The sequence below is a fragment of the Ensifer sp. 38_S197 genome, from assembly GCF_056924495.1.
The window spans coordinates 2326536-2345793 of sequence record NZ_JBXOVZ010000002.1; the positions used below are offsets into that span (position 1 = coordinate 2326536).

At 61.0% G+C, this 19258-nt stretch carries 21 protein-coding genes; 9 read left to right on the forward strand and 12 right to left on the reverse strand.

Going from position 1 to position 19258, the window contains the following annotated elements:
• The first annotated feature begins 258 nt into the window (after nt 1-258).
• Both mgtE and AC1Z3V_RS24425 read left to right on the forward strand, forming a co-directional pair.
• Nucleotides 259-1680, forward strand: coding sequence for a magnesium transporter (mgtE, locus tag AC1Z3V_RS24420; RefSeq protein ID WP_483502199.1), 1422 nt, complete (start codon nt 259-261; stop codon nt 1678-1680).
• A 68-nt stretch (nt 1681-1748) separates the two neighbouring features.
• Nucleotides 1749-2135 (forward strand): MerR family transcriptional regulator, encoded by a 387-nt coding sequence (locus tag AC1Z3V_RS24425; RefSeq protein WP_113537749.1) that lies wholly within the window; start codon nt 1749-1751, stop codon nt 2133-2135.
• 81 nt (nt 2136-2216) lie between these two features.
• Here AC1Z3V_RS24425 and AC1Z3V_RS24430 read toward each other — a convergent pair whose 3' ends face one another.
• From AC1Z3V_RS24430 to AC1Z3V_RS24440, 3 genes are all read right to left on the reverse strand, one after another.
• Nucleotides 2217-2690, reverse strand: coding sequence for a methyltransferase family protein (locus tag AC1Z3V_RS24430; protein ID WP_483502201.1), 474 nt, complete (start codon nt 2688-2690; stop codon nt 2217-2219).
• A 3-nt stretch (nt 2691-2693) separates the two neighbouring features.
• Nucleotides 2694-3704: a heparan-alpha-glucosaminide N-acetyltransferase gene (locus tag AC1Z3V_RS24435; protein WP_483502203.1), complete on the reverse strand. Its 1011-nt coding sequence runs from the start codon at nt 3702-3704 to the stop codon at nt 2694-2696.
• Nucleotides 3705-3834: 130 nt separating this feature from the next.
• Complete coding sequence (locus tag AC1Z3V_RS24440; RefSeq protein WP_429816761.1) at nt 3835-4527, reverse strand: DUF599 domain-containing protein; 693 nt, start codon at nt 4525-4527, stop codon at nt 3835-3837.
• 733 nt (nt 4528-5260) lie between these two features.
• Between AC1Z3V_RS24440 and AC1Z3V_RS24445 the strand changes: the two genes are divergently transcribed.
• On the forward strand, nt 5261-6661 hold the full coding sequence (locus AC1Z3V_RS24445; protein WP_483502204.1) for an L-serine ammonia-lyase: 1401 nt from the start codon (nt 5261-5263) through the stop codon (nt 6659-6661).
• A gap of 176 nt (nt 6662-6837) precedes the next feature.
• Complete coding sequence (locus AC1Z3V_RS24450; protein WP_483502206.1) at nt 6838-7275, forward strand: DUF1489 family protein; 438 nt, start codon at nt 6838-6840, stop codon at nt 7273-7275.
• Nucleotides 7276-7444: 169 nt separating this feature from the next.
• On the opposite strand, the gene AC1Z3V_RS24455 is transcribed toward AC1Z3V_RS24450, so the two are convergent.
• The 6 genes from AC1Z3V_RS24455 to AC1Z3V_RS24480 all read right to left on the reverse strand — a co-directional run bounded on the left by AC1Z3V_RS24455 (nt 7445) and on the right by AC1Z3V_RS24480 (nt 13266).
• Nucleotides 7445-7714, reverse strand: coding sequence for a hypothetical protein (locus tag AC1Z3V_RS24455; protein WP_247959104.1), 270 nt, complete (start codon nt 7712-7714; stop codon nt 7445-7447).
• Nucleotides 7715-7791: 77 nt separating this feature from the next.
• Complete coding sequence (locus AC1Z3V_RS24460) at nt 7792-9327, reverse strand: SPOR domain-containing protein (protein WP_483502208.1); 1536 nt, start codon at nt 9325-9327, stop codon at nt 7792-7794.
• Between the two features lie 182 nt (nt 9328-9509).
• On the reverse strand, nt 9510-10244 hold the full coding sequence (locus AC1Z3V_RS24465; protein ID WP_483502210.1) for a hypothetical protein: 735 nt from the start codon (nt 10242-10244) through the stop codon (nt 9510-9512).
• A 374-nt stretch (nt 10245-10618) separates the two neighbouring features.
• Complete coding sequence (locus AC1Z3V_RS24470; RefSeq protein ID WP_483502211.1) at nt 10619-11227, reverse strand: transglutaminase-like cysteine peptidase; 609 nt, start codon at nt 11225-11227, stop codon at nt 10619-10621.
• 680 nt (nt 11228-11907) lie between these two features.
• A complete protein-coding gene (locus tag AC1Z3V_RS24475; protein WP_483502212.1) occupies nt 11908-12516 on the reverse strand; it encodes a PilZ domain-containing protein in 609 nt (202 codons plus the stop codon).
• 108 nt (nt 12517-12624) lie between these two features.
• A complete protein-coding gene (locus AC1Z3V_RS24480; protein ID WP_483502214.1) occupies nt 12625-13266 on the reverse strand; it encodes a PAS domain-containing protein in 642 nt (213 codons plus the stop codon).
• Between the two features lie 350 nt (nt 13267-13616).
• On the opposite strand from AC1Z3V_RS24480, the gene AC1Z3V_RS24485 reads away from it, so the two are divergent.
• Entirely contained in the window at nt 13617-14348 is a 732-nt protein-coding gene (locus AC1Z3V_RS24485) for a rhomboid family intramembrane serine protease (RefSeq protein WP_483502216.1), read from the forward strand.
• A gap of 262 nt (nt 14349-14610) precedes the next feature.
• Nucleotides 14611-15039, forward strand: a complete 429-nt coding sequence (locus AC1Z3V_RS24490) for a CBS domain-containing protein (RefSeq protein WP_429816781.1) — start codon at nt 14611-14613, stop codon at nt 15037-15039.
• 170 nt (nt 15040-15209) lie between these two features.
• On the opposite strand, the gene AC1Z3V_RS24495 is transcribed toward AC1Z3V_RS24490, so the two are convergent.
• The 3 genes from AC1Z3V_RS24495 to folE all read right to left on the reverse strand — a co-directional run bounded on the left by AC1Z3V_RS24495 (nt 15210) and on the right by folE (nt 17661).
• Nucleotides 15210-16169: a patatin-like phospholipase family protein gene (locus tag AC1Z3V_RS24495; RefSeq protein ID WP_483502218.1), complete on the reverse strand. Its 960-nt coding sequence runs from the start codon at nt 16167-16169 to the stop codon at nt 15210-15212.
• Between the two features lie 398 nt (nt 16170-16567).
• Nucleotides 16568-17020: a phosphoribosyl-AMP cyclohydrolase gene (hisI, locus tag AC1Z3V_RS24500; RefSeq protein ID WP_483502219.1), complete on the reverse strand. Its 453-nt coding sequence runs from the start codon at nt 17018-17020 to the stop codon at nt 16568-16570.
• Between the two features lie 23 nt (nt 17021-17043).
• Entirely contained in the window at nt 17044-17661 is a 618-nt protein-coding gene (gene folE, locus AC1Z3V_RS24505) for a GTP cyclohydrolase I FolE (protein ID WP_429816789.1), read from the reverse strand.
• Between the two features lie 340 nt (nt 17662-18001).
• Between folE and AC1Z3V_RS24510 the strand changes: the two genes are divergently transcribed.
• From AC1Z3V_RS24510 to AC1Z3V_RS24520, 3 genes are read left to right on the forward strand one after another with little or no spacing between them, the layout of a single operon-like run.
• A complete protein-coding gene (locus tag AC1Z3V_RS24510) occupies nt 18002-18448 on the forward strand; it encodes an iron-sulfur cluster assembly scaffold protein (protein ID WP_483502221.1) in 447 nt (148 codons plus the stop codon).
• A gap of 1 nt (nt 18449) precedes the next feature.
• Entirely contained in the window at nt 18450-18824 is a 375-nt protein-coding gene (gene yidD / locus AC1Z3V_RS24515) for a membrane protein insertion efficiency factor YidD (RefSeq protein WP_429816793.1), read from the forward strand.
• Nucleotides 18825-18829: 5 nt separating this feature from the next.
• Nucleotides 18830-19249, forward strand: coding sequence for a DUF2267 domain-containing protein (locus AC1Z3V_RS24520; RefSeq protein WP_483502223.1), 420 nt, complete (start codon nt 18830-18832; stop codon nt 19247-19249).
• Nucleotides 19250-19258 lie beyond the last annotated feature (9 nt).

A 19258-nucleotide genomic window follows, 5' to 3' on the forward strand; every position in this document is an offset into this window, starting at 1 on the left:
CCGATCATGCGATCGATGTCGACTGTATCGAGATGTGGCCAGTTTCTTATGTATTTGCAACAGCTTGAATAAATCTGTTGTCGCCACGCGCGGGGTGATAACTGTGCTGTGGACCTCGGCGGGGCTTTGCGGTAGCAGGCTCTAGAGCCCGACTCCGGACCACGGCGGCGGAAGAAGGCCAGCCAACCGTCAGTGACGCATTCTTTCCGGTCTGCAAAGATGGACCACCGGAAAGCAGCAATCGTTTCGAGGGCGCCCATGAGCAATATCGGCGACGACGACAGCGGTCTCGAAGACGTCAAGACCTTTGACGGTTCGGACATCTATGCCGACGACGGTTCGGTCCGTTCCGATTTCCTCATGCATGTCGGCGCGGCGATTGCCGATCGCGACACGATCTATCTGCGCCAGCACGTTGCCGGCCTGCATTCTTCGGAGCTCGGCGACTTGCTCGAGGCGATTCAGCCGGAGCAGCGTCTGGCGCTGGTCTCGCTGCTCGGCAAGGAGTTCGACCTTTCGGCGCTGACCGAGGTCGACGAGGCGATCCGTCTCGATATCGTCGACCATATGCCGAACGAGCAGATCGCCGAAGCTATCGGCGAGATGGATTCGGACGATGCCGTCTACATTCTCGAGGATCTCGACCAGGAAGACCAGGACGAGATCCTGGCGAAGCTTACCTTTACGGAACGGGTTCGTCTGCGCCGCTCGCTCGACTATCCCGAGAGCACGGCCGGCCGGCGCATGCAGACCGAGTTCGTGGCGGTGCCGCCGTTCTGGACCGTCGGCCAGACGATCGACTACATGCGCGAAGACGAGGACCTGCCCGAGAGCTTCACGCAGATCTTCGTCATCGATCCCACCTTCAAGCTGCTCGGTGCCGTGGACCTCGATCGCGTGCTGCGTACCAAACGTTCGGTCAAGGTCGATGCAATCATGCACGACACGAGCCACGCCATTCCTGCCGAAATGGACCAGGAAGAGGCAGCTCAGCTCTTCGAGCAGTACGACCTGCTCTCCGCGGCGGTGGTCGACGACAACGGTCGGTTGGTCGGCGTTCTCACCATCGACGACGTCGTCGACGTCATCCAGGAAGAAGCCGAGGAAGACTTGCTGCGCCTGAGCGGCGTTGGCGACGAAGAACTGTCGGACTCGGTGGCGGAAGCATCGCGCTCGCGCGTGCCCTGGCTGTTCATCAATTCCATGACGGCCTGCATCTCCGCTTCGGTCATCGGCCTCTTCGATGCGACCATTCAGCAGATCGTGGCGCTTGCCATCCTGATGCCGATCGTCGCCGGCATGGGCGGCAATGCCGGTTCGCAGACGATGACGGTCACCGTGCGCGCGCTCGCGACCCGCGGCCTCGATATTCACAACGCTCCGCGCATCATTCGGCGCGAAGCCGGGGTGGGGCTCCTCAACGGCATGATCTTCGGCACGCTGATCGGCTTGGTGGCCGGTCTCTGGTTTCAGGATCCGAACATCGGCGGCATCATCGCTACCGCGATGCTGATCAACATGATGGCCGCGGCGCTCGCCGGCATCCTCGTTCCGCTGTGCCTGGACCGCTTCGGCGCGGATCCGGCTGTCTCTTCCGCCGTCTTCGTGACCGCCATTACCGATATCACCGGCTTCTTCAGTTTTCTCGGCATAGCCACCTGGTGGTTCCACGTCACGTAAGCGCCGTTGTTTGACTTTTACGTCAAGGTCAACGATAGTGGACTTGCAAAAAATCATGGAATGGCGGCGTGAATAAATACTATAGCATCACCGAATTGACGCGGGAATTCGGCATTTCCACCCGAACGCTGCGGTTCTATGAGGACGAGGGCCTCATTCATCCCGAGCGCCGCGGACGTACGCGGCTGTTCCGGCCGGCAGATCGGCGACTGATCCAGGAAATTCTGCGTGGCCGGCGCATTGGCTTTACGATTGCCGAGATCCGCGAAATCATCCAGGTCTACAAGGACCCGCCCGGTGAAATGGGCCAGCTTCGGCTGTTGATGAGCCGCGTCGAGGAAAAGCGTGAGGAACTTCGGCAGAAGCGCAAGGATATCGAAGACACCCTGGCAGAACTCGACAATGTCGAAGAGGCGTGCCTCACGCGTCTGGCGGAGATTGGCGTCGGCACCTGATCCTCCAATTGTATTGCAGATGAGGAATTCGAAGGGTGGCGTCTGCGCCGCCTTTTTTGTTGGCTTTACCGGGCTGCCAGCTCAGATCCAGCGGCTGGTGTGCCGGCAATAGCGCTCGAATTCGAAGCCGAAGCGCGAAAGCAAGTGCCGCTCTTCATTGCGAATGGCAAAGAGTGTCGTCAGCATCACCGCCGCGATCGCCGTGATGAAGAACCACGGATTGAGCGTCGCAAGGCCAAAGCCGACCATCATCAAGGTATAGCCAAGATAGATCGGATTGCGCGTGAAGCGGAAGGGGCCGTAGGTGACAAGGCAGGTCGCGGAGCGGTAAGGCATGACGGCCGTGTGACGGTCGAGCAAGGTCTTGACCGCCCAGAGGTCCAGCCAGATGGCGACAGTGATCAGTGTGCCGCCGATGATCCAGGGAAACCAGCTATGTCCGTGTGCCACCGGGATGGGGGAATCTCGCCCCAGAACAAGGGCCGTGAGCGTGGCGACGCCGTAGAGCAGGGCGGGCCACGGGAAGGTCAGCGGCTTGGCACGATAGGCATTCATGTCCTAGTCCCCTGATTGCACGTCCATTGTGCACTGTCGCGCGATTCGCGCAATGCGTTCATCGGTGCTTACGTTGATCTCTCCCCTGTTCAGGCTGTCGAACAGGTTCTGCTGTACCAGAAGGTCCAACGTACAGCCGCAGAAGGCCTCGCACGGCACGGCCGGGTTGCCCTGGTTGCAGGCCGCGACGCAATTGCTGCGATAGGCTTGCTTGGGATCCGGCGATGTCGGCGGTGAGATCAGCGAGAAGAGATAGACCAGTCCGATGAGCACGGGCTGGTGAATGAGGTATATGGCCAGACTGTGACGACCACCGAAGACGAAGGGCTTCATCCACAGCTTGCCTTTGTCGCCTGTGGATGGGCGGATTGCCAGGGCCGCAACGAGCCGCGCGTGGAAGAGCCTGGCTGCGGCAAGGCCGAGCAGGAAAGGCCCGAGCCACGGTAGCAGCGGCACGTAGTCGTTGGAGCGCGGCAGCGTTTCGGACAGTCCGACCCACCAGAGCCAGGATGCGTCGAAGGCCTGCGAGCGCAGATAGAAGGGTGCTGCGATGGCTGCCGCCGCCGCTACGAGGGAGACGACCGCGGGAAGCCGCAGGAAAACGAGGCCGATCACGCTTGCCGCGGCGATGGCATGCAGGATGCCGAAGAAGATGAACGAGTCCGGGAAGGCGAAATAGGTCGCGATGGTAATCAGCGCCGCGGCACCGGCGATCTTGGCGAAGCGGCGCATGAACGCGTCGAGGCGCAGCTTCGGCCATTGTCCGAGCACCAGGCTGTAACCGGCGAGGAACAGGAAGCTGCTGGCGATCAGCCGGGCGAAGATCTTCCAGCCGCCGGTGCCGGCGGTTCCCGCGGCAACATAACCGAAGAACTCGAGATCCCAGACGAAGTGATAGGTTGCCATGGCGAGCAGCGCCACGCCGCGCGCGACATCGATGAAGGCAAGCCGCCGCCGTGCGGCAGGTTGAGCCGGTATCTGTGTTGCCGGTGAAGTCACGTTGCTGTCGGACATGGGCATTCGCCATCCTGTGGGCGTGAGGAAGAATGACAGGCTTGGCTTGCGCCAAACACGCGTCGCTGGTTGATGGTGGAACTGAGCAGACCTGGCTTGTTTCTGTTCGGCGCGAAAGGCGTGCGTGCCGTCAGGGCGCTACGTCCTGCAGCAGCGCCGCGCGTGCCTGCGAGTAGAACTGCCGGCGGGTCAGCACGAAGATGACGAAGACGGTAAGCCCGACGAACACATAGGGGCTGACGAACCAGCCGAGATAACCGATCGACAGGAAAATCGCCCTGAGGCCGGCGTTGAAGTGCTTGGCGGCGAGCACGTTCATGCGGATCGCCCGTTCGGCAGCCTTCTCTGCCGCCCGCGGATCTCGCTGCATGTCGGCGGTCATCGGAATGCCGCCCATCAGGATCGAGCAATAGTTGAACAGCCGATAGGACCAGCCGAACTTGAAGAAGGAATAGCCGAAGAGGCAGGTGAGGCCGCCGACCTTGAGCTCGAATGCGGTTCGCCCGCCATGGAAGACATAGGGCATGTCCGCGAAGATCATCTGCGCCTGTTCGGTGGCCCCCAGCAACGCGAAACAGCCGCCGAGTGCGAAAATCGTCGTCGAGGCAAAGAAGGCGGTGCCGGCCTGAAGCCCTGCGATGATTTGCGTGTCGATCATCTTCAGGTCGCGGTTCAGCGAATTGCGGATCCAGCGGCCACGATGCTCGTTCATGAGACGGGTGAGACTCACGCGCTTGAAGCCGCGCGAGCCGTCGGTGGCCCAGCTGAAGCCTGCCCAAAGCAGGATGAACACGACAAGCGCTATGTAATCTTCGAAGGTCATACACGTGTTTTTGGCATGGCTTTTGGAAATTGCAAGGTGGCCGCGGCGGCGCGGGAATCGGCGGCGCGTCAACTACTGTGATGAAATTGCGGCGGAATTTCTCTCCGTCGCCGTCGGCCGATTGCGCGGTTTTCACCAGCTTGACATTCGCTGCGGCAAGGCCAGGACACCTTTTCGCCACATTTCCCCATTGCGCATTTACGCTTTCTTCAATATGCATGGCCCCTGACGCGGGGCGCGCCACTTGTGGTGCCCGCGGCCGTTGAGAGTGTTTCGGAGACATCATGGACAATACAATTCAGAAGTCTTGCTGGGGTGTGACTGCTCGCGCCGTAGCTGGTTTCGCGGGCGTTCTTGTTCTTGCTTATCTTTTCGGCGGCCTTTGATATCTAGTATCTAGAAAAGTCCACTGATTGACGGCGCGGCTTCCCAAGAGCCGCGCCGTTTTGATTCCAGATGGCGGGAGCGCCTGCGCACGGCAATGTCGCACGGATGGGATCGAATGTCGGTTGACCGCCTGACCGTCTCCTATGGGATCGCTTAGGCTTCGTTCCTATATTTGTTGCGGATTTCCTTAAATCGGGACCGATCTGAGGATAAAATCGTCCAGCAAATATGAGGATAGCGCGGCGGTTCGCACGGACCGTGAAGCGTGATATCGAGGCAATCGTGAATGCGGCGTTCAGGCGGTCATGCCGGTGCGCTGCGGGTCAGTCTCCGGGGCAGGCAGCTTATGTTTCTTTCCGTCTTCGACGTGTTCAAGATTGGTATCGGGCCTTCGAGCTCGCATACGATGGGGCCGATGTCGGCCGCCAATCGCTTTCTCGATCTCATCCTGTCTGATGACTGGCCGCGCCCGTCCCACGCTGCCGTTGCGGCGATCAAGGTCAGCCTGCATGGTTCGCTTGCCCATACCGGTATCGGCCACGGAACGGGCAGGGCGGTGATCCTTGGCCTCGTCGGCGAACGCCCCGATCTGGTCGACCCCGATCGCATGGACGCGTTGATCGACGAGGTCGAGCGCAGTGGACGCATTGCGCCATCAGGACATCCGTCCTACGAATTCCAGCCGAAGACGGACCTGATCTTCGATAAGAAGGTGCCGCTGCCCGGTCACGCCAATGGCATGTCCTTCTCCGCCTTCGATCGGGATGGCAGGCTGCTTCTGAAGCGGATCTATTACTCGATCGGTGGCGGCTTCGTCGTGACCGATACGGAACTTGAGGCCATGCGTGCCTCGAAGAACAAGGCGGCTGGCGTCAAGGTGCCTTTCCCGTTCTCGTCAGCGCAGGAGATGCTGGACATGGCGGCCCGCTCGGGCTTGACGATCGCTCAGATGAAACGGGCGAACGAAGAAGCGACCATGTCGCCGGATGAGCTCAATGCCGGGCTCGACCGTATCTGGGGCGCGATGAGCAACTGTATCGACCGAGGGCTCAGCCAGGAAGGCATCATGCCCGGCGGCCTGAAGGTCCGCCGCCGGGCCCGCTCGATCCACGACAAGCTGCAGGAAGAATGGCGCTCCAATAAGACCAACCCGCTGCTCGCCAACGATTGGCTGAGCGTCTACGCCATGGCGGTCAATGAAGAGAATGCCGCGGGCGGCCGCGTTGTCACGTCGCCCACCAACGGTGCGGCCGGCGTCGTTCCCGCGACGATCCGCTACTACATGCACTTCCATGACGATGCCGATCAGGAGGGCATCCGCGACTATCTGCTGACGGCTGCCGCGATCGGTGGCATCATCAAGCACAACGCCTCGATTTCGGGCGCAGAAGTCGGCTGTCAGGGCGAAGTCGGTTCAGCTTCCGCCATGGCGGCTGCGGGGCTTGCTGCCGTCATGGGCGGTACGCCCGAGCAGATCGAAAATGCCGCCGAGATCGCACTCGAGCATCACCTCGGCATGACCTGCGATCCGGTGGCTGGCCTGGTTCAGGTGCCATGCATCGAGCGCAACGCACTCGGCGCGGTCAAGGCCGTAACGGCGGCGTCGCTGGCGCTCAAGGGCGACGGCAAGCATTTCGTGCCGCTCGATGCCTGCATCGAGACCATGCGCCAGACCGGCGTCGACATGAACGAGAAGTACAAGGAAACATCGACCGGCGGTCTCGCGGTCAACGTCGTCGAATGTTGAGCCATACAGCGCCGCGCGCCTTTTAAGGCGCGGCAAGGTCGCTGTATCACTTTGGAGCGCTGCATAATTTGTCCCTAAATCGATTCCGGTTTAGGGAATTATGCAGTGGCGGTGATTGTGGATGAACAGCGCCTGGCCGCTTGACCGCAACGGCCGGACGGGTGTTCAAAACAGCTATGTCTCTGCATCTCATAAAGCTCTGCGTCGGAGCGGAATCGATCGAGGACCTGCGCGAATGGGTTTCGCGCAAGGCGATGGCTGCCATGGCCGCCGGCCTCGAGCCCCACTCCTTCCACACGACCCGCATGGTGCCGAAACGGGTGGAGGAATTGCTGAACGGCGGTTCGCTCTACTGGGTCATCAAGGGGACGGTGCAGGCGCGGCAGCCCTTGATCGGTATCGAGACCTTCACGGATGGTGAGGGTATCGGCCGCTGCAATCTGCTGCTTGGGCCGGAAGTGGTCGAGACGGAGCTGCAGCCGCGGCGCGCCTTCCAGGGCTGGCGCTATCTGACCGGCAAGGACGCGCCGCGCGACCTGGCGTCGCTTTCCGGCGGTGGTGCAGATATGCCGCTCGAACTGCGGCGCGAACTGGCGGAACTCGGGCTTCTCTAGAGCGCCGTGCGTCCGGATGAACGCACGACGTTTGCTCTAGCCTTCAACTTTGACAATGTGGCGAACCACCAGCCGGATGGCTGGTCGAGTGTAATCTACGCGCATCGTTGCAGCGACACTGCTGAAAGCACAAAGGCGGCATAGGCCGCCCTTGCAACTTCGCGAATTTTCAGGAGATCCGCATCTTCAAGGGATGGCGGCGGTTCGGCCCCGTCACGTGAAGATGAATGCCGGCGCGCGGCTGCGTCGATCGCCAGGCGCGCGCTCCATGCGTCAGGAGCATCCCGACCAGATCGCGCGTCTTCGCCTTCGATCTGTTGAGCCCGAGATCGGCAATGCGCATGGCCGCCTCGTGCAGGGGATGCAGGTTGATACGCGACGGCTTAGCGCGCCGTCCCGGCAGCGGGGTAACACCCGGAACGTTTTCGTTCATCGCCATGATTAACCTCGTTACGCTGTACAAATCCGAGGAAGGCGGCCGGAAAACAAACACATCCGGCCGCCAAAACTTTTACCTTACTGCTGGCTCGCCCAGCAGGAGATGCCTTTCTTCTTCAATGCCTTGCAGGCGTTGACGGCTGCGTTCTGGTCGTCGAAGCCGCCGAAGCGCGCGCGGTAGACCTGGCCGAAGGCCACGGTGAAGGGCTTTGCGTTCTGCAGAGCCTTGCCGCCCTTGTCCTTGGCATTGCCGAGAAGGGTCATGGCCTGATCCTTGTCCGGCGTCGCACCGATCTGGATCACCCAGCCCTGCGGCTGAGCCGGCATCGGTTCGGCCTTTGCGACCTCGACCGGCTCCGCCTTTGCGCTGGCTTCGGCCTTCTTCGGCACGGAGTTGGTGACCTGGGTGTCGACCATGCCGGCGGCGACCGGCTGACGAAGCTTCAGGCTCTGCGCATCGAGCGTGTTGGGAACGATCTTCGGCGAAAGGACAGGGTTGTCGGATGCGCGCGCGTTGCCGGCATAAGCCATCTGCACGCTGCTCGCGCTCTCGCCGTTGTAGCGGAAGTCCGGAACCGGGCCGGTGTTGGGCAGGTCATGGCCGCTGGCGGTCGCGGCGACAACGGGCGTCTCGGCAACCGGCGCGGCCGAAGCGACCTCGGTTTCTTCAGCCGGAACCGGAGCCGACTTGGTTTCGGCAATCAGGTTGCCGTCGCCGCGACGGGACGCTGCGGGCATGTATTTGGCGACCAGCCGGCGCATCTGCGCGTCGCGGCTGCCGCCGGAGGTGCCGCCCATGACGACAGCGACGATGCTGCGGCCTTCGAGCTGAGCCGATGTGACGAGGTTGAAGCCCGATGCACGGGTATAGCCGGTCTTGATGCCGTCCACGCCGCGTACATTGCCGAGCAGGCGGTTGTGGTTGCCGATTGTCTGTTTGCCAAACTGGAAGCTGCGGGTGGAGAAGTAGTCGTAATATTGCGGAAAGTGCTGGCGAAGCGCGAGGCCGAGGCGGGCCTGGTCGCGCGCCGTCGTGCGCTGTTCCGGGTTGGGCAAGCCGTTTGCGTTGCGGTAGGTCGTGCGCGTCATGCCGAGCGCACGGGCCTTGTTCGTCATCATGCGGGCAAAACGCTGCTCGGACCCGCCGAGATATTCACCAAGCGCCGTCGCCGCATCGTTGGCCGAGCGGGTGACGAGCGAAAGGATCGCCTGCTCGACGGTGATCGACTGTCCTGCCCGTACGCCAAGCTTCGACGGCGGCTCCGAGGAAGCGTTCTTCGAGAAGGGGATGGGCGTCGATTTCGTGATCCGGCCGGCCTCGAGCGCTTCGAAGGTCAGATAGAGCGTCATCATCTTGGTGAGCGACGCCGGATAGCGCAGTTCGTCGGCGTCCTCGCCGTAGAGGATCTTGCCCGTCTTCGCATCGATGACGATGCCTGAATATTTCGGACTGGCGTAGTTCGAGGAAGCCGCGAAAGTCGGCGCTGCAAGCGCGACCGAGGCAATGGCGCCCGCAAGGACGACCCGTCCTATCATCTTTGAAAGAGCGCCGAACGGGCGCTTCGCGAGATCAAAAAAACCGGATTGGGACACTACGCTACTCATTATTCTCATGTCATGGGGTTGTCCGGACGCCGCCTCCGGGAACGACCGTTCTTGAGACAGTATCGGCATAGCGTTACCAATCGGTTTATGATGAATGATTGGTTTCCGGAATCGAACGCATTCGTACAAGGGCGATGCCGGTGTGGCGCAATGGCGCGGCGGGCTGCCTGCACCACACCAGTTAGTCGAAATCAGGGCACGAGACGGCTTTTGACGAAGGTCGCGATCGCTTGGTCGATTTCGCGCCACTGCGGCAGCAGCCTGTTCGAGAATCTGTAGAGCACGACGAGATCTTTTCCGGCGTGAATGTCGCGCTGGCAGTCGGCGCTTGTCGAGATGGCTTGTGCGTCGGGCTTGAGACAGCGCACCACATAGGGGGACTGAGCAGTCGTCTCAGCGGTCAGGAAGACTTCGCCCGCATAGCTGGATGTCGCCTTGACTGCGTGCTCCATCAGCCCCGCAGGGCCAGCCGTGGGCGCGCCGTCGAAGATCTGTGCGTAGATCGGCTCGAGCCGCCCGGACATGTCACGAGACATCGTGCTTTGCGAAATCTGCAGGAAAATGAGCTTTTCGGGTGCGTCGACATTGTTGAAGAGTTCCCGGCTCCGATCGCTGTAGCCTTCGAGCCCCGGCCAGCTCAGGTAGAGATCGACGCGCTCGGCGATCGAGGTGGCGCGCTGAGCTTCGAAGCGGATCATATTTGCCGGAAGGCGCAAGTGATCCTGGCCGATGAAGATGTCGAAAACCTCATTGCTCGCGGTGTGGCCGGCAAGGGCGAGATTTTCGCCGAACCAGCGCCCCGCAAGCGAGATGGTGGCCGTCAGCGTCGCGAGCACCATGACGACCGCCGTTACCCGGTAGACGAAGCCGGACGACAGCAGCGGTCGGAGGTCCGGTTCGTGAGTATCATTTGAAGTGCTGCTCATCGTTGGACTGTCCCGTCGCGCGGGCCGAGCCTGGCGGTCCAGTGATCGGCGTAGGCTTTCCTGCACACCGAAGGATGGACGATGTCGCTTGCCCGACGCTGGTCGAGGATGGTTAATTTCCGATGAAGGCGCCTTACGGCTGCCAGGGCATGTGGCGCAAAAAGTGCGCAGCGGTTTGCGATCAAAAACTAAAGTGCAAGAGCAAATCTGAAAGGTCGCGACGCGGTTGGCGGCGGGGACATCGCTGATAAAAAAGCCGGTTCCGAGGGACGCGGAACCGGCCGAGGCCCGGTATGGACGGGGATAGTGTGACCGGAGCCCTGTAATGGCGGAGGCCGCTGCGGCAGGCGCGTCGCCTCGCAAGTCTTCAAAGGTTACTGCGTCCGTACGCTGCCGACGGCGACGGTGCGGCCGTCCTGGAGCTTGACCCAGCGACCGGAGTGTTCGGTCGACTGGCGCTTGAGGTAGGTGTATTCGGTGTCCGACCACAGCAGCACCTTGTTGCGCATGTTGTCGAGAATGAAGTCGCCGCGGTCGGTGCGCACGGTCAGGACGGCGTGGCCGTCGCCATTCGGCTGCAGAACGACGGTGATCAACAGATCCGACGGAGAGAAGCCGTTCTCGATCAGTTTGCGGCGCTTCAGCAGAACGTAATCTTCGCAGTCGCCAACCGTCTCCGGGTAGGACCATTTTTCTTCGACGCCGTGAATTTCCATGTCGGTCATGGGCGTGATCGCCTGGTTGACGTCGTAGTTGACCTCGAGAATCTTCTGCCAGCCTTCGCGGGTCAGCACCATCGGGCCGCCGTCCTTGCCGTTGGAGGTGCACTCCGACGGATAGATCTTGCAGAACTCGTAGTGACCGATCGGCGGGTTGGTGGCGCCGGTGACGACCATGTTGGCCGGAAGTGCCTGCGCCGTTTCGATCAGGCCGGCGGTGAAAAGGACCGCAGCCGCGATCATCTTGGTGATTGTCTTGAGCATGATTGTCTCCCCGTTGTGGTTCGACAATGGCACAGACGTTTTCATCGATCGCGAACTTGCGAACTAAAAACAAGTACAAATGAAAGTCGTATAAGAATAAAATAAGAATAGATTTTGATTTTTATTTAAATCGAATTTGACTCAAATTTTATCGATTTTCCAACGGGACGACCTTCCGTTCATGTTTCCTTGACCATGTAAGTGATTGTAATCAATCGGCCCATGTCGATCCACGGATCGACTGCCGCAGCGGTAAGGGGAGAATGGCGGCCGCGATGTGTGGCTCGCGAGGCGAATTCCGGCGATTGTGTCGACGCTTTTCGACTTGGAATATGCGTCTTGCCTTGAATTTGTTCGAAAAAATATTAGCGACTGTTGAAAGTGCGGTTGGAACCTGATGTTCCGAAATGAGGCAGTCTCCGCCTCGAAACGATTTCGATCGGCTGGGCTTCACCGGCAGCTTCGTTGCGGCCTATGGGGCAGATCTACCGTGAAAGGCCGAGGATTAAAGCATGTCGCGCAAAAATGGGCAGCGGTCTTGCGATGCCGACATGCGAAATGTCAAAACTTACAGCGCAGGAATCGAATCCGAAAGTTCGCGACGCACTCTTGTTTCGTGCGGCAGCATCAGCCAGCGAACTTGATCCGGGGTACGGCAGGCGCGATGGCGCGGGCGCGCCTCAAAGGAAATCTGTCAGCGCTTCGCGGGACTGTACGCCCGAGAACTCGATGGCGCAGCCTTCCTGGAAATGGCGAACGATCTTGCCCTTCATATTGCCGAGCATGACCGGGGTGCCGATTGGCGGGCGGTTCTCGATGTCCACGGCAGCGCCGGAGAGTGAGAGGTCGATGATGCGGCAAGGGAATTTCTCGCCGGTGTCGAGCGTCAGCTCGGTAGACGTCTTGCGCGGTGCAAGGCGATCATGACGCCGGTCTTCCGGCAGTCCGAGTTCGTGTTTGTTGGCGATCCAGGTGAGCTGCGCGGCCAACTTCTCGCGCTTGCGCTCGGTGGCGTTGAGCTGGATCACGAAGGCATCGTCGGCGACGCGCGACACCGTGCCCTCGAGGCGGCCGACATGGTCGATATAGGCGATGATACGCTCGCCGGCCCGCGGCCGTGCCGGTGAGGAAAACAGCACGTCGCCGGGCGACATGTCGACGGCGGTGCAGTCATATTCGTCGCGATTGGCGAGCATCAACCGTCCAGCAAGGTTCACGGAAACGCGCTGGAACGCACCTTCGTGATGCGGCTTCGGAGCGGTATTCTGAGCGTGCTGGAACGAGAACATGATGACTCTGCATGACGTAATTCGGCAGGCAGAGTTTAGGACATTCGGGTTAATAGAAGGTTCGTCCTCCGGTTGGTCCACGTGGCCAGCCCGGGACAGCGGCGGCGATCAGCCGCGGCGCCCGCCCTCCAGGATGCGGAGATGCCGGACACGACGGAACTCGCCGAAAACCCCGTCGCGGCCATGTGAATCTGCGCGGGGCGGGACATATTCCGGCGCCTGTTCTTCGCGAAACACGGCTGTGCGATCGGGATCGAGGATTTTCATGCCGGTGACGTCAAGGCCTTCCACCGATGTCGCATGCAACCAATACGGGCGGGAAAGTGGCGAGAGCGCACCCAGGATTCGGTCGCTTGCCCCCTCGGTCGAGGCGAGCGGCAGCAACAGCGCTTCGACCTCGATCTCGCGCGCATCGGCGGTACGACCCTTGGCGGACAGCATTACAGGCACCCGGTGCGCCATCACCTGGCTGGCCATGTGCTGCGCCCTGGCGGCTTGCGCGTTCAGCCAGAGCATGCCGAATTGTCGCCCGCGCAACTCAAGGCCGAAGAGGGCGCAGACATGGGTTCCTGCCAAACGAAACGAGATGCCGGCGTTACGGTCACGCTCGAGAATGAAAAGGTTGGGGAGCAGCGTGCGGATGTCCCCTGGCTCGAGTTCGTCCCGACGCGGAAGGTCGCGCTTGCCGCGAATGGTGTTCCAGTATCGGAAAAGCTCCGTGCTCGTATTGCTGCGCATCTTTGCGTTCATTCCATTTCTGCGAGCCGTCTGTGCCGGTCTGGCACATGTTTGGCCGTTCATTGCGGTCTTGAGATCAATGGAGCGAAAACCATGCCAGCTCGAGATTAAGGTTAACGAACGGTTTCGATTGCACGCGGGCACCGCGACTGGCACTGGAAGACATGACTTCACGAAGCGTTGGCTTCGGCACTTGAACTGGAGCTCGGATTTGAGCTTGGCGACCGTTCAGTTTTTACTGGACGGTCTTTTTTTGTTTGCTTATGGCTGGTCGCCCCAGTCCGGTCCGAATCCGGCGATGTCATGCCATCGCCTCGATCGAAAGCGATCGAACGGACCAATCGATGGAGAAAGCAGCAGCCATGGAACGAGATCAGGCGGCAACGCCACCGGAAACGGACCGGGACAGCGCCGCCGGTCCTTCGCGTGAGCCTGCCTTCAATCTGCCGGCCGGGCTGACCGGCATCCTGCTGTTTCTGATCGCCATTCACGCCTTGCGCACCTATGTCCTGCCGCCTGCGATCGATCAGGAGATCATCTTCAACTTCGCCTTTTTGCCGGCGCGCTACGATCATCCCTTGGCCGAGCAGGGTCTCGCCTGGCTCTGGAGCCCCGTTACCTATTCGTTCCTGCACGGAAGCTGGGAGCACCTGATCTTCAATATCTTCTGGATGGTCGCTTTCGGTGCTCCGGTCGTGCGCCGCATCGGCATGGGGCGGCTGGCGGTGTTCTGGTGTCTTTCGGCTGCGGCTGCCGTTGCGCTGCACACGGCATTTCATTGGGGTGAGATGATCGTGGTCGTCGGCGCTTCGGGTGTCGTGTCCGGTTTCATGGGCGCGGCGGCGCGCTTCGTCTTCTCGCCAAGTGGACGGATCAGCCGGCAATTTGCCCATCTCAATCGACGGCTGCCAATCAGCGAGTCGTTGGCAAATCGCTCCGTCGTGATCTTCGCCGGGATCTGGTTCCTCACCAACTTTCTGATCGGGCTTGGCGTGTTTACGCCCGGCGGCGCGGGCAGCATCGCCTGGGAGGCCCATATCGGCGGTTTCCTCTTCGGCTTTCTTCTCTTCGGCCTTTTCGACCCTCGCGACTGACGGCCGGGGAAAGATCGGCGGACGAGTTCCTGGGCGCTTGATTTCCCAAGGGTGCTGGCGCACCATTTGCTGCGGTCGCCGATTGTCGAGAGGCAGGCGGCCTGTGAAGGCCGGGTATTGAAAGCCCATTCGCGTCTGAGGAGCACGCGGGCAGGCGATCGTAAGCGGCCAGGGTACAGGTTCCATCGCCCGACCGTACCGCACGAGAGACGGCTGGACCTTTCCCTGCCGACCCGGTGTTGTCGCAACGGGAGATGTGCGCATGTCAGTAAAAGCAATACTCGATGAGAAGGGCCGCAATGTCGTAACGGTCGGCCCGCAGATGACAGTCCAACAGGCTGCCATCCTCTTGCGTGACAATCATATCGGTGCGGTCATCATCGTCGATGCGGACGATCAGATCGCAGGCATCCTCACCGAGCGCGACATCGTCGCAGCGATCGCCAAGCAGGGAGCCACCTGTCTCGAAAGGCCGGTCGCGGCTGTCATGTGGCAGAACGTCTATAGTTGCACCGAGGAAATGTCCGTTCAGGCTCTGATGGAAATGATGAGTAAGCTCAGGGCTCGCCATCTGCCGGTCGAAAGAGATGGCCGGCTCGCCGGCATCGTTTCGATCGGTGACGTGATCAAACACCACATCCGTGCGATCGAGCACGAGACCGAACAGATCAAGGCCTATATCGCAGGCTGAGGGGTAGGGCGGCCTGCGCCGCCCTCTTATCCGCCTCGGGTACGTCGCCCTGTTTGTCGCGACGACGCGCGAGGTGCCTCGTTCGGGCTTTGCGAAGCGGTTCCCTCAAATGGGCAATGCCCCGCGCGCAGTCACCGCGGGGCCAGCGCAGAAGATTGACGGAACGCACGTCAGCGCACGAGCGCGTCCTGCATTCTGCGGATTTCCATGAGCTTGGCCTTCGCTTCGTGGTAGCCGCGGTCGATCGCCTCACCTGCACGATGAAACTCCGACAGGCCGATATCGTTGAGCTTGGGGTGCAATGCCAGATCCGGCGGATCACCGGCAAGGCGGGCCCGCGAGATACGATCCTGGATGATGTTGAAGGCCTGAACCATCACGCCAGTCATCCCGAGGCGGGAGTGATGGGTCGCTTCCTTTTCCTGTGAATCCGGCGTTTCCATGCCAGCGCTGTGCTTGACGACGGCGGAGCGGCCATAGAGGTCGTAGTTGAGGTTGACGGCGACGACGAGTTGCTGCTCGTGAGCGCGGCAGACCGAGACCGGAACCGGATTGACGAGTGCGCCGTCGATGAGCGTGCGCCCGTTCGCCTTGATCGGTTCGAAGATGCCGGGCAGCGCGTAGGAGGCGCGGATCGCGGTAATGAGTGATCCCCTTTCGAGCCAAACCTCGTGACCGCTATGCACCTCGGTCGCAACGGCTATGAACGGTCTGTCGAGACCTTCGATGCTGAGACCTTCCAGGTGTTCCTGCATGCGTTTGGTTAGTCGCAGGCCGCCGAAGAGACCGCCGCCGCCAATGGCGAAGTCGAGCAGGCCAGCGATCCGCCGAACGGTTAGGGAGCGCGCGAAGGCCTCGAGTTCGTCGAGCTTGCCGGCAAGGTAGCAGCCGCCGACGAGCGCGCCGATCGACGTGCCTGCAATCATGCCGACTTCGATGCCTTCCTCGTCGAGGGCGCGCAGCACGCCGATATGCGCCCAGCCGCGGGCGGCGCCGCCCCCAAGCGCAATAGCGATCTTCGGTCTTTGTGGGGGTGTCGCGGGTTCTGGTGGTGTTGTTGAAATCGATGTTCCGTCCGGGCCGGACAGATCTGCAATCTGATTGTTACGCGTAAAAGTCCAGTTCAACATCCGGCACCTCCAACACCGCCGAATACTCCGCAGCGCGACACGTCGATGAGAATGCGCGAAGGTCGCTGTGGCAATTCATCATTGACTTAACTTCCCAGGACCGAATTCGATCCTGGAGAAAGGCAAATTGATGCGCGCGTCTTGGGAGGCTTCGCCAAGCCGGCGCAGGTGCCGGCCTCGTCCTATTCCATTGCTGAAAGACTGGCACCGTACTTAGGTATATCACCGATCCCGTCGCCGATTGCGGCATGACCGATAAATATTGGATACAGTTTGCAATACAATTGGGAACGTTGTCGCTCCCTCGTCGCGCCGCATCCTTGCTTAAGGATTAGGCGCTCGCTTGGTTTCCAAATGATAAATATAGCATGTGGCCGCATCAAAAAGATGCGCGATCCTTAATTTTTATCATAGATTTCGGCGGGGTCGAAGTGCCTGTGGTCGTCGGTGATTGTGACGACGGCGTGGCCGCTCTCGACGCCGACCGTGCGATAAAAGCAGGACCGGCGACCGGTGTGGCAGGTGGCGTCGTGACCGCCCACGGAGACCTTCAGCCAGATTGCATCCTGGTCGCAATCGGTGCGGATCTCCTTGACGGTCTGAAGGTTGCCGGAGCTTTCGCCCTTCTTCCAGAGGCTCTTGCGCGAGCGGCTGTAATAGTGCGCGATACCCGTCTCGATCGTCAGGGCCAGAGCCTCGGCGTTCATATGGGCAACCATCAAGAGTTCGCCGTCCCGCACATCCGTGACGACAGCGGTGATCAGGCCCTTTTCATCGAACCGGGGGGTGAAGGCCGGTCCGGATTCCAGTTCGGCCTTATTGGAAGAGGGGGCGTCGAAGATGAGCGTCATGGAAGGCTCCGTCTGTCGGAGCCCTACTTGAAGCCCCTGATCATGGTCATGAACCGCGCCTGTTCAGCCGGTTCCGTTTGGAATGTACCCGTAAATGTGGTGGTGAGCGTTGTCGAGCCTTGCTTCTGGACGCCGCGCATCGCCATGCACATATGTTCGGCTTCGATCATCACGGCGACGCCGCGCGGGGCGAGCGACTCGTCAATCGCCCGGGCGATCTGCGCCGTCATCGATTCCTGCGTTTGCAGCCGACGGCCGTAGATATCGACCACGCGGGCGATTTTCGACAGGCCGAGCACCCGGCCATTCGGCAGATAGGCGACATGTGCCTTGCCGATGATCGGCACCATGTGGTGTTCGCAATGGGAGTAGAACGGGATGTCCTTGACCAGCACCATGTCGTCGTAGCCGGCGACCTCTTCGAAGGTTCGGCCAAGCACGTCTTCGGCGGCAAGATCATAGCCGCTGAAAAGCTCGCGGTAGGACTTCGCCACGCGCGCGGGCGTGTCCCTCAGGCCTTCGCGCTCCGGATCGTCGCCGGCCCAGCGCAACAGCACGCGCACGGCATCCTCCGCTTCCTTCTGGGTCGGGCGGCCGCTCGCATCGTCGAGCACAGGAAAATTCTTCACTATGGCATCCATAATGGCCTCTTTGAGCAATACGGGATTGCTTGACGTTTTATCTTTCGGACAACTCGCCACTGGCCATTCGCCTAACCCTGCAGGCTTGGGTTCCGTTGGCGGGCTCCGGGGCTTTCGGGTCCTGGCTTAGCAGTGCACTGGACCTTCCGGCACGGTTTCCCAAACAACAGGCGACATTGTTCCTCTTGCGGAACTGTCGCCCCAACACGACATAGCATATAGTATGGTGCCACAGAGATGAAAGAGGCGGAGCGTGTCGCGTCGTGCTTTTTTCCTGCCTACCGGAGAAAATCATGCGTCGATCACTCAAAACCGCGAAAAATCAGTCGGATCGCGTCAAATGATGGATGACATCTACAACAGCCGAATTCTCGAATTTGCCGGCAACATTCCGCGCATCGGAACGCTCTCGGATGCCGACGCGGACGCGACCGCACATTCGAAGCTCTGCGGTTCGAAGGTGCATATCTGGCTGAAGATGGATGGCGACGTGGTCGCCGATTTTGCCCATGACGTGAAGGCCTGCGCGCTGGGTCAGGCATCTTCCTCGATCATGGCGCGCCATGTCGTCGGCGCCGGTGCGGAGGAAATCCGCCAGGCGCGTGCGGACATGCTTGCCATGTTGAAGGCGGACGGTGAGGGGCCGTCCGGGCGCTTCGAGGACATGCGTTTCCTGCGTCCCGTCAAGGACTACAAGGCGCGCCACGCATCGACGATGCTGACTTTTGATGCCGTGGTCGACGCCATCGAGCAGATCGAAGCCAAGCGGCTGCTCGCGGCAGTCTGACATGTGCGGCGGACCGAATTGTCGGCATTCGCCGGACAGCGGTGCGAAGCCGGCGGCGCATGGTCGAAACTGGAGCGGCCCGTTTCGCAAGACTCCGGGGCGGCTGATCGGGATGGCGCTGATCCGCGCCTACCAGCTCACGCTTTCGAGCTTCATCGGCAACTCATGCCGGCACCTGCCGACCTGTTCGGAATATGGCTATGAGGCAATCGCCCGTCATGGCTTGTGGGCCGGAGGTTGGATGACGCTGTTTCGCGTCGCCCGCTGCGGGCCGGGCGGGACGCACGGCTTTGATCCGGTGCCGGAACGGCTTGAGTCTCGCCTCGTGTGGTATGCGCCGTGGCGCTACTGGCGACCGCGGCCGAAGGTTGGTTGATCACGATGCCTATGCCGATGGAATACCGCCAGGCCTCGGTCGACTTCGACCGGTTCATCCTCGACGCGCGCGAGCTGGCCGGGCTACAGACGACGAACCAGGCCTACACGATGGTTCAGGCGGTGCTCCAGACTTTCCGGCGGCGATTGGACCTTGAGGAGGCCATCCTGTTCGCGGACGTCTTGCCGCCGGTGCTGCGCGCGATTTTTGTCGCCGAATGGGACCTCGAAGAACCGAAGAGCCCGTTTTCGGGTCGTATCGCCATGACCCGCGAGGTGCAGGCGTTCCGGCCCGATCACAATCTTTCGCCGGACAGCGCGATCGTCGATGTGGCTGCCGCCCTGCGTCGCAACATCGACGAGGCGAAGCTTGATCGGGTTCTCGCCCGCCTGCCGGCGGGTGCTGCGGATTTCTGGCGTGCGTGAACGGGAGAA

Coding starts and splice junctions, on each gene's coding strand:
- mgtE (WP_483502199.1), top strand. CDS start 259: ATGAGCAATATCGGCGACGACGACAGCGGTCTCGAAGACGTCAAGACC.
- AC1Z3V_RS24430 (WP_483502201.1), bottom strand. CDS start 2,690: ATGAATGCCTATCGTGCCAAGCCGCTGACCTTCCCGTGGCCCGCCCTG.
- AC1Z3V_RS24435 (WP_483502203.1), bottom strand. CDS start 3,704: ATGTCCGACAGCAACGTGACTTCACCGGCAACACAGATACCGGCTCAA.
- AC1Z3V_RS24440 (WP_429816761.1), bottom strand. CDS start 4,527: ATGACCTTCGAAGATTACATAGCGCTTGTCGTGTTCATCCTGCTTTGG.
- AC1Z3V_RS24445 (WP_483502204.1), top strand. CDS start 5,261: ATGTTTCTTTCCGTCTTCGACGTGTTCAAGATTGGTATCGGGCCTTCG.
- AC1Z3V_RS24450 (WP_483502206.1), top strand. CDS start 6,838: ATGTCTCTGCATCTCATAAAGCTCTGCGTCGGAGCGGAATCGATCGAG.
- AC1Z3V_RS24455 (WP_247959104.1), bottom strand. CDS start 7,714: ATGGCGATGAACGAAAACGTTCCGGGTGTTACCCCGCTGCCGGGACGG.
- AC1Z3V_RS24460 (WP_483502208.1), bottom strand. CDS start 9,327: ATGAGAATAATGAGTAGCGTAGTGTCCCAATCCGGTTTTTTTGATCTC.
- AC1Z3V_RS24465 (WP_483502210.1), bottom strand. CDS start 10,244: ATGAGCAGCACTTCAAATGATACTCACGAACCGGACCTCCGACCGCTG.
- AC1Z3V_RS24470 (WP_483502211.1), bottom strand. CDS start 11,227: ATGCTCAAGACAATCACCAAGATGATCGCGGCTGCGGTCCTTTTCACC.
- AC1Z3V_RS24475 (WP_483502212.1), bottom strand. CDS start 12,516: ATGTTCTCGTTCCAGCACGCTCAGAATACCGCTCCGAAGCCGCATCAC.
- AC1Z3V_RS24480 (WP_483502214.1), bottom strand. CDS start 13,266: ATGAACGCAAAGATGCGCAGCAATACGAGCACGGAGCTTTTCCGATAC.
- AC1Z3V_RS24485 (WP_483502216.1), top strand. CDS start 13,617: ATGGAACGAGATCAGGCGGCAACGCCACCGGAAACGGACCGGGACAGC.
- AC1Z3V_RS24490 (WP_429816781.1), top strand. CDS start 14,611: ATGTCAGTAAAAGCAATACTCGATGAGAAGGGCCGCAATGTCGTAACG.
- AC1Z3V_RS24495 (WP_483502218.1), bottom strand. CDS start 16,169: ATGTTGAACTGGACTTTTACGCGTAACAATCAGATTGCAGATCTGTCC.
- hisI (WP_483502219.1), bottom strand. CDS start 17,020: ATGACGCTCATCTTCGACGCCCCCTCTTCCAATAAGGCCGAACTGGAA.
- folE (WP_429816789.1), bottom strand. CDS start 17,661: ATGGATGCCATAGTGAAGAATTTTCCTGTGCTCGACGATGCGAGCGGC.
- AC1Z3V_RS24510 (WP_483502221.1), top strand. CDS start 18,002: ATGATGGATGACATCTACAACAGCCGAATTCTCGAATTTGCCGGCAAC.
- yidD (WP_429816793.1), top strand. CDS start 18,450: ATGTGCGGCGGACCGAATTGTCGGCATTCGCCGGACAGCGGTGCGAAG.
- AC1Z3V_RS24520 (WP_483502223.1), top strand. CDS start 18,830: ATGCCTATGCCGATGGAATACCGCCAGGCCTCGGTCGACTTCGACCGG.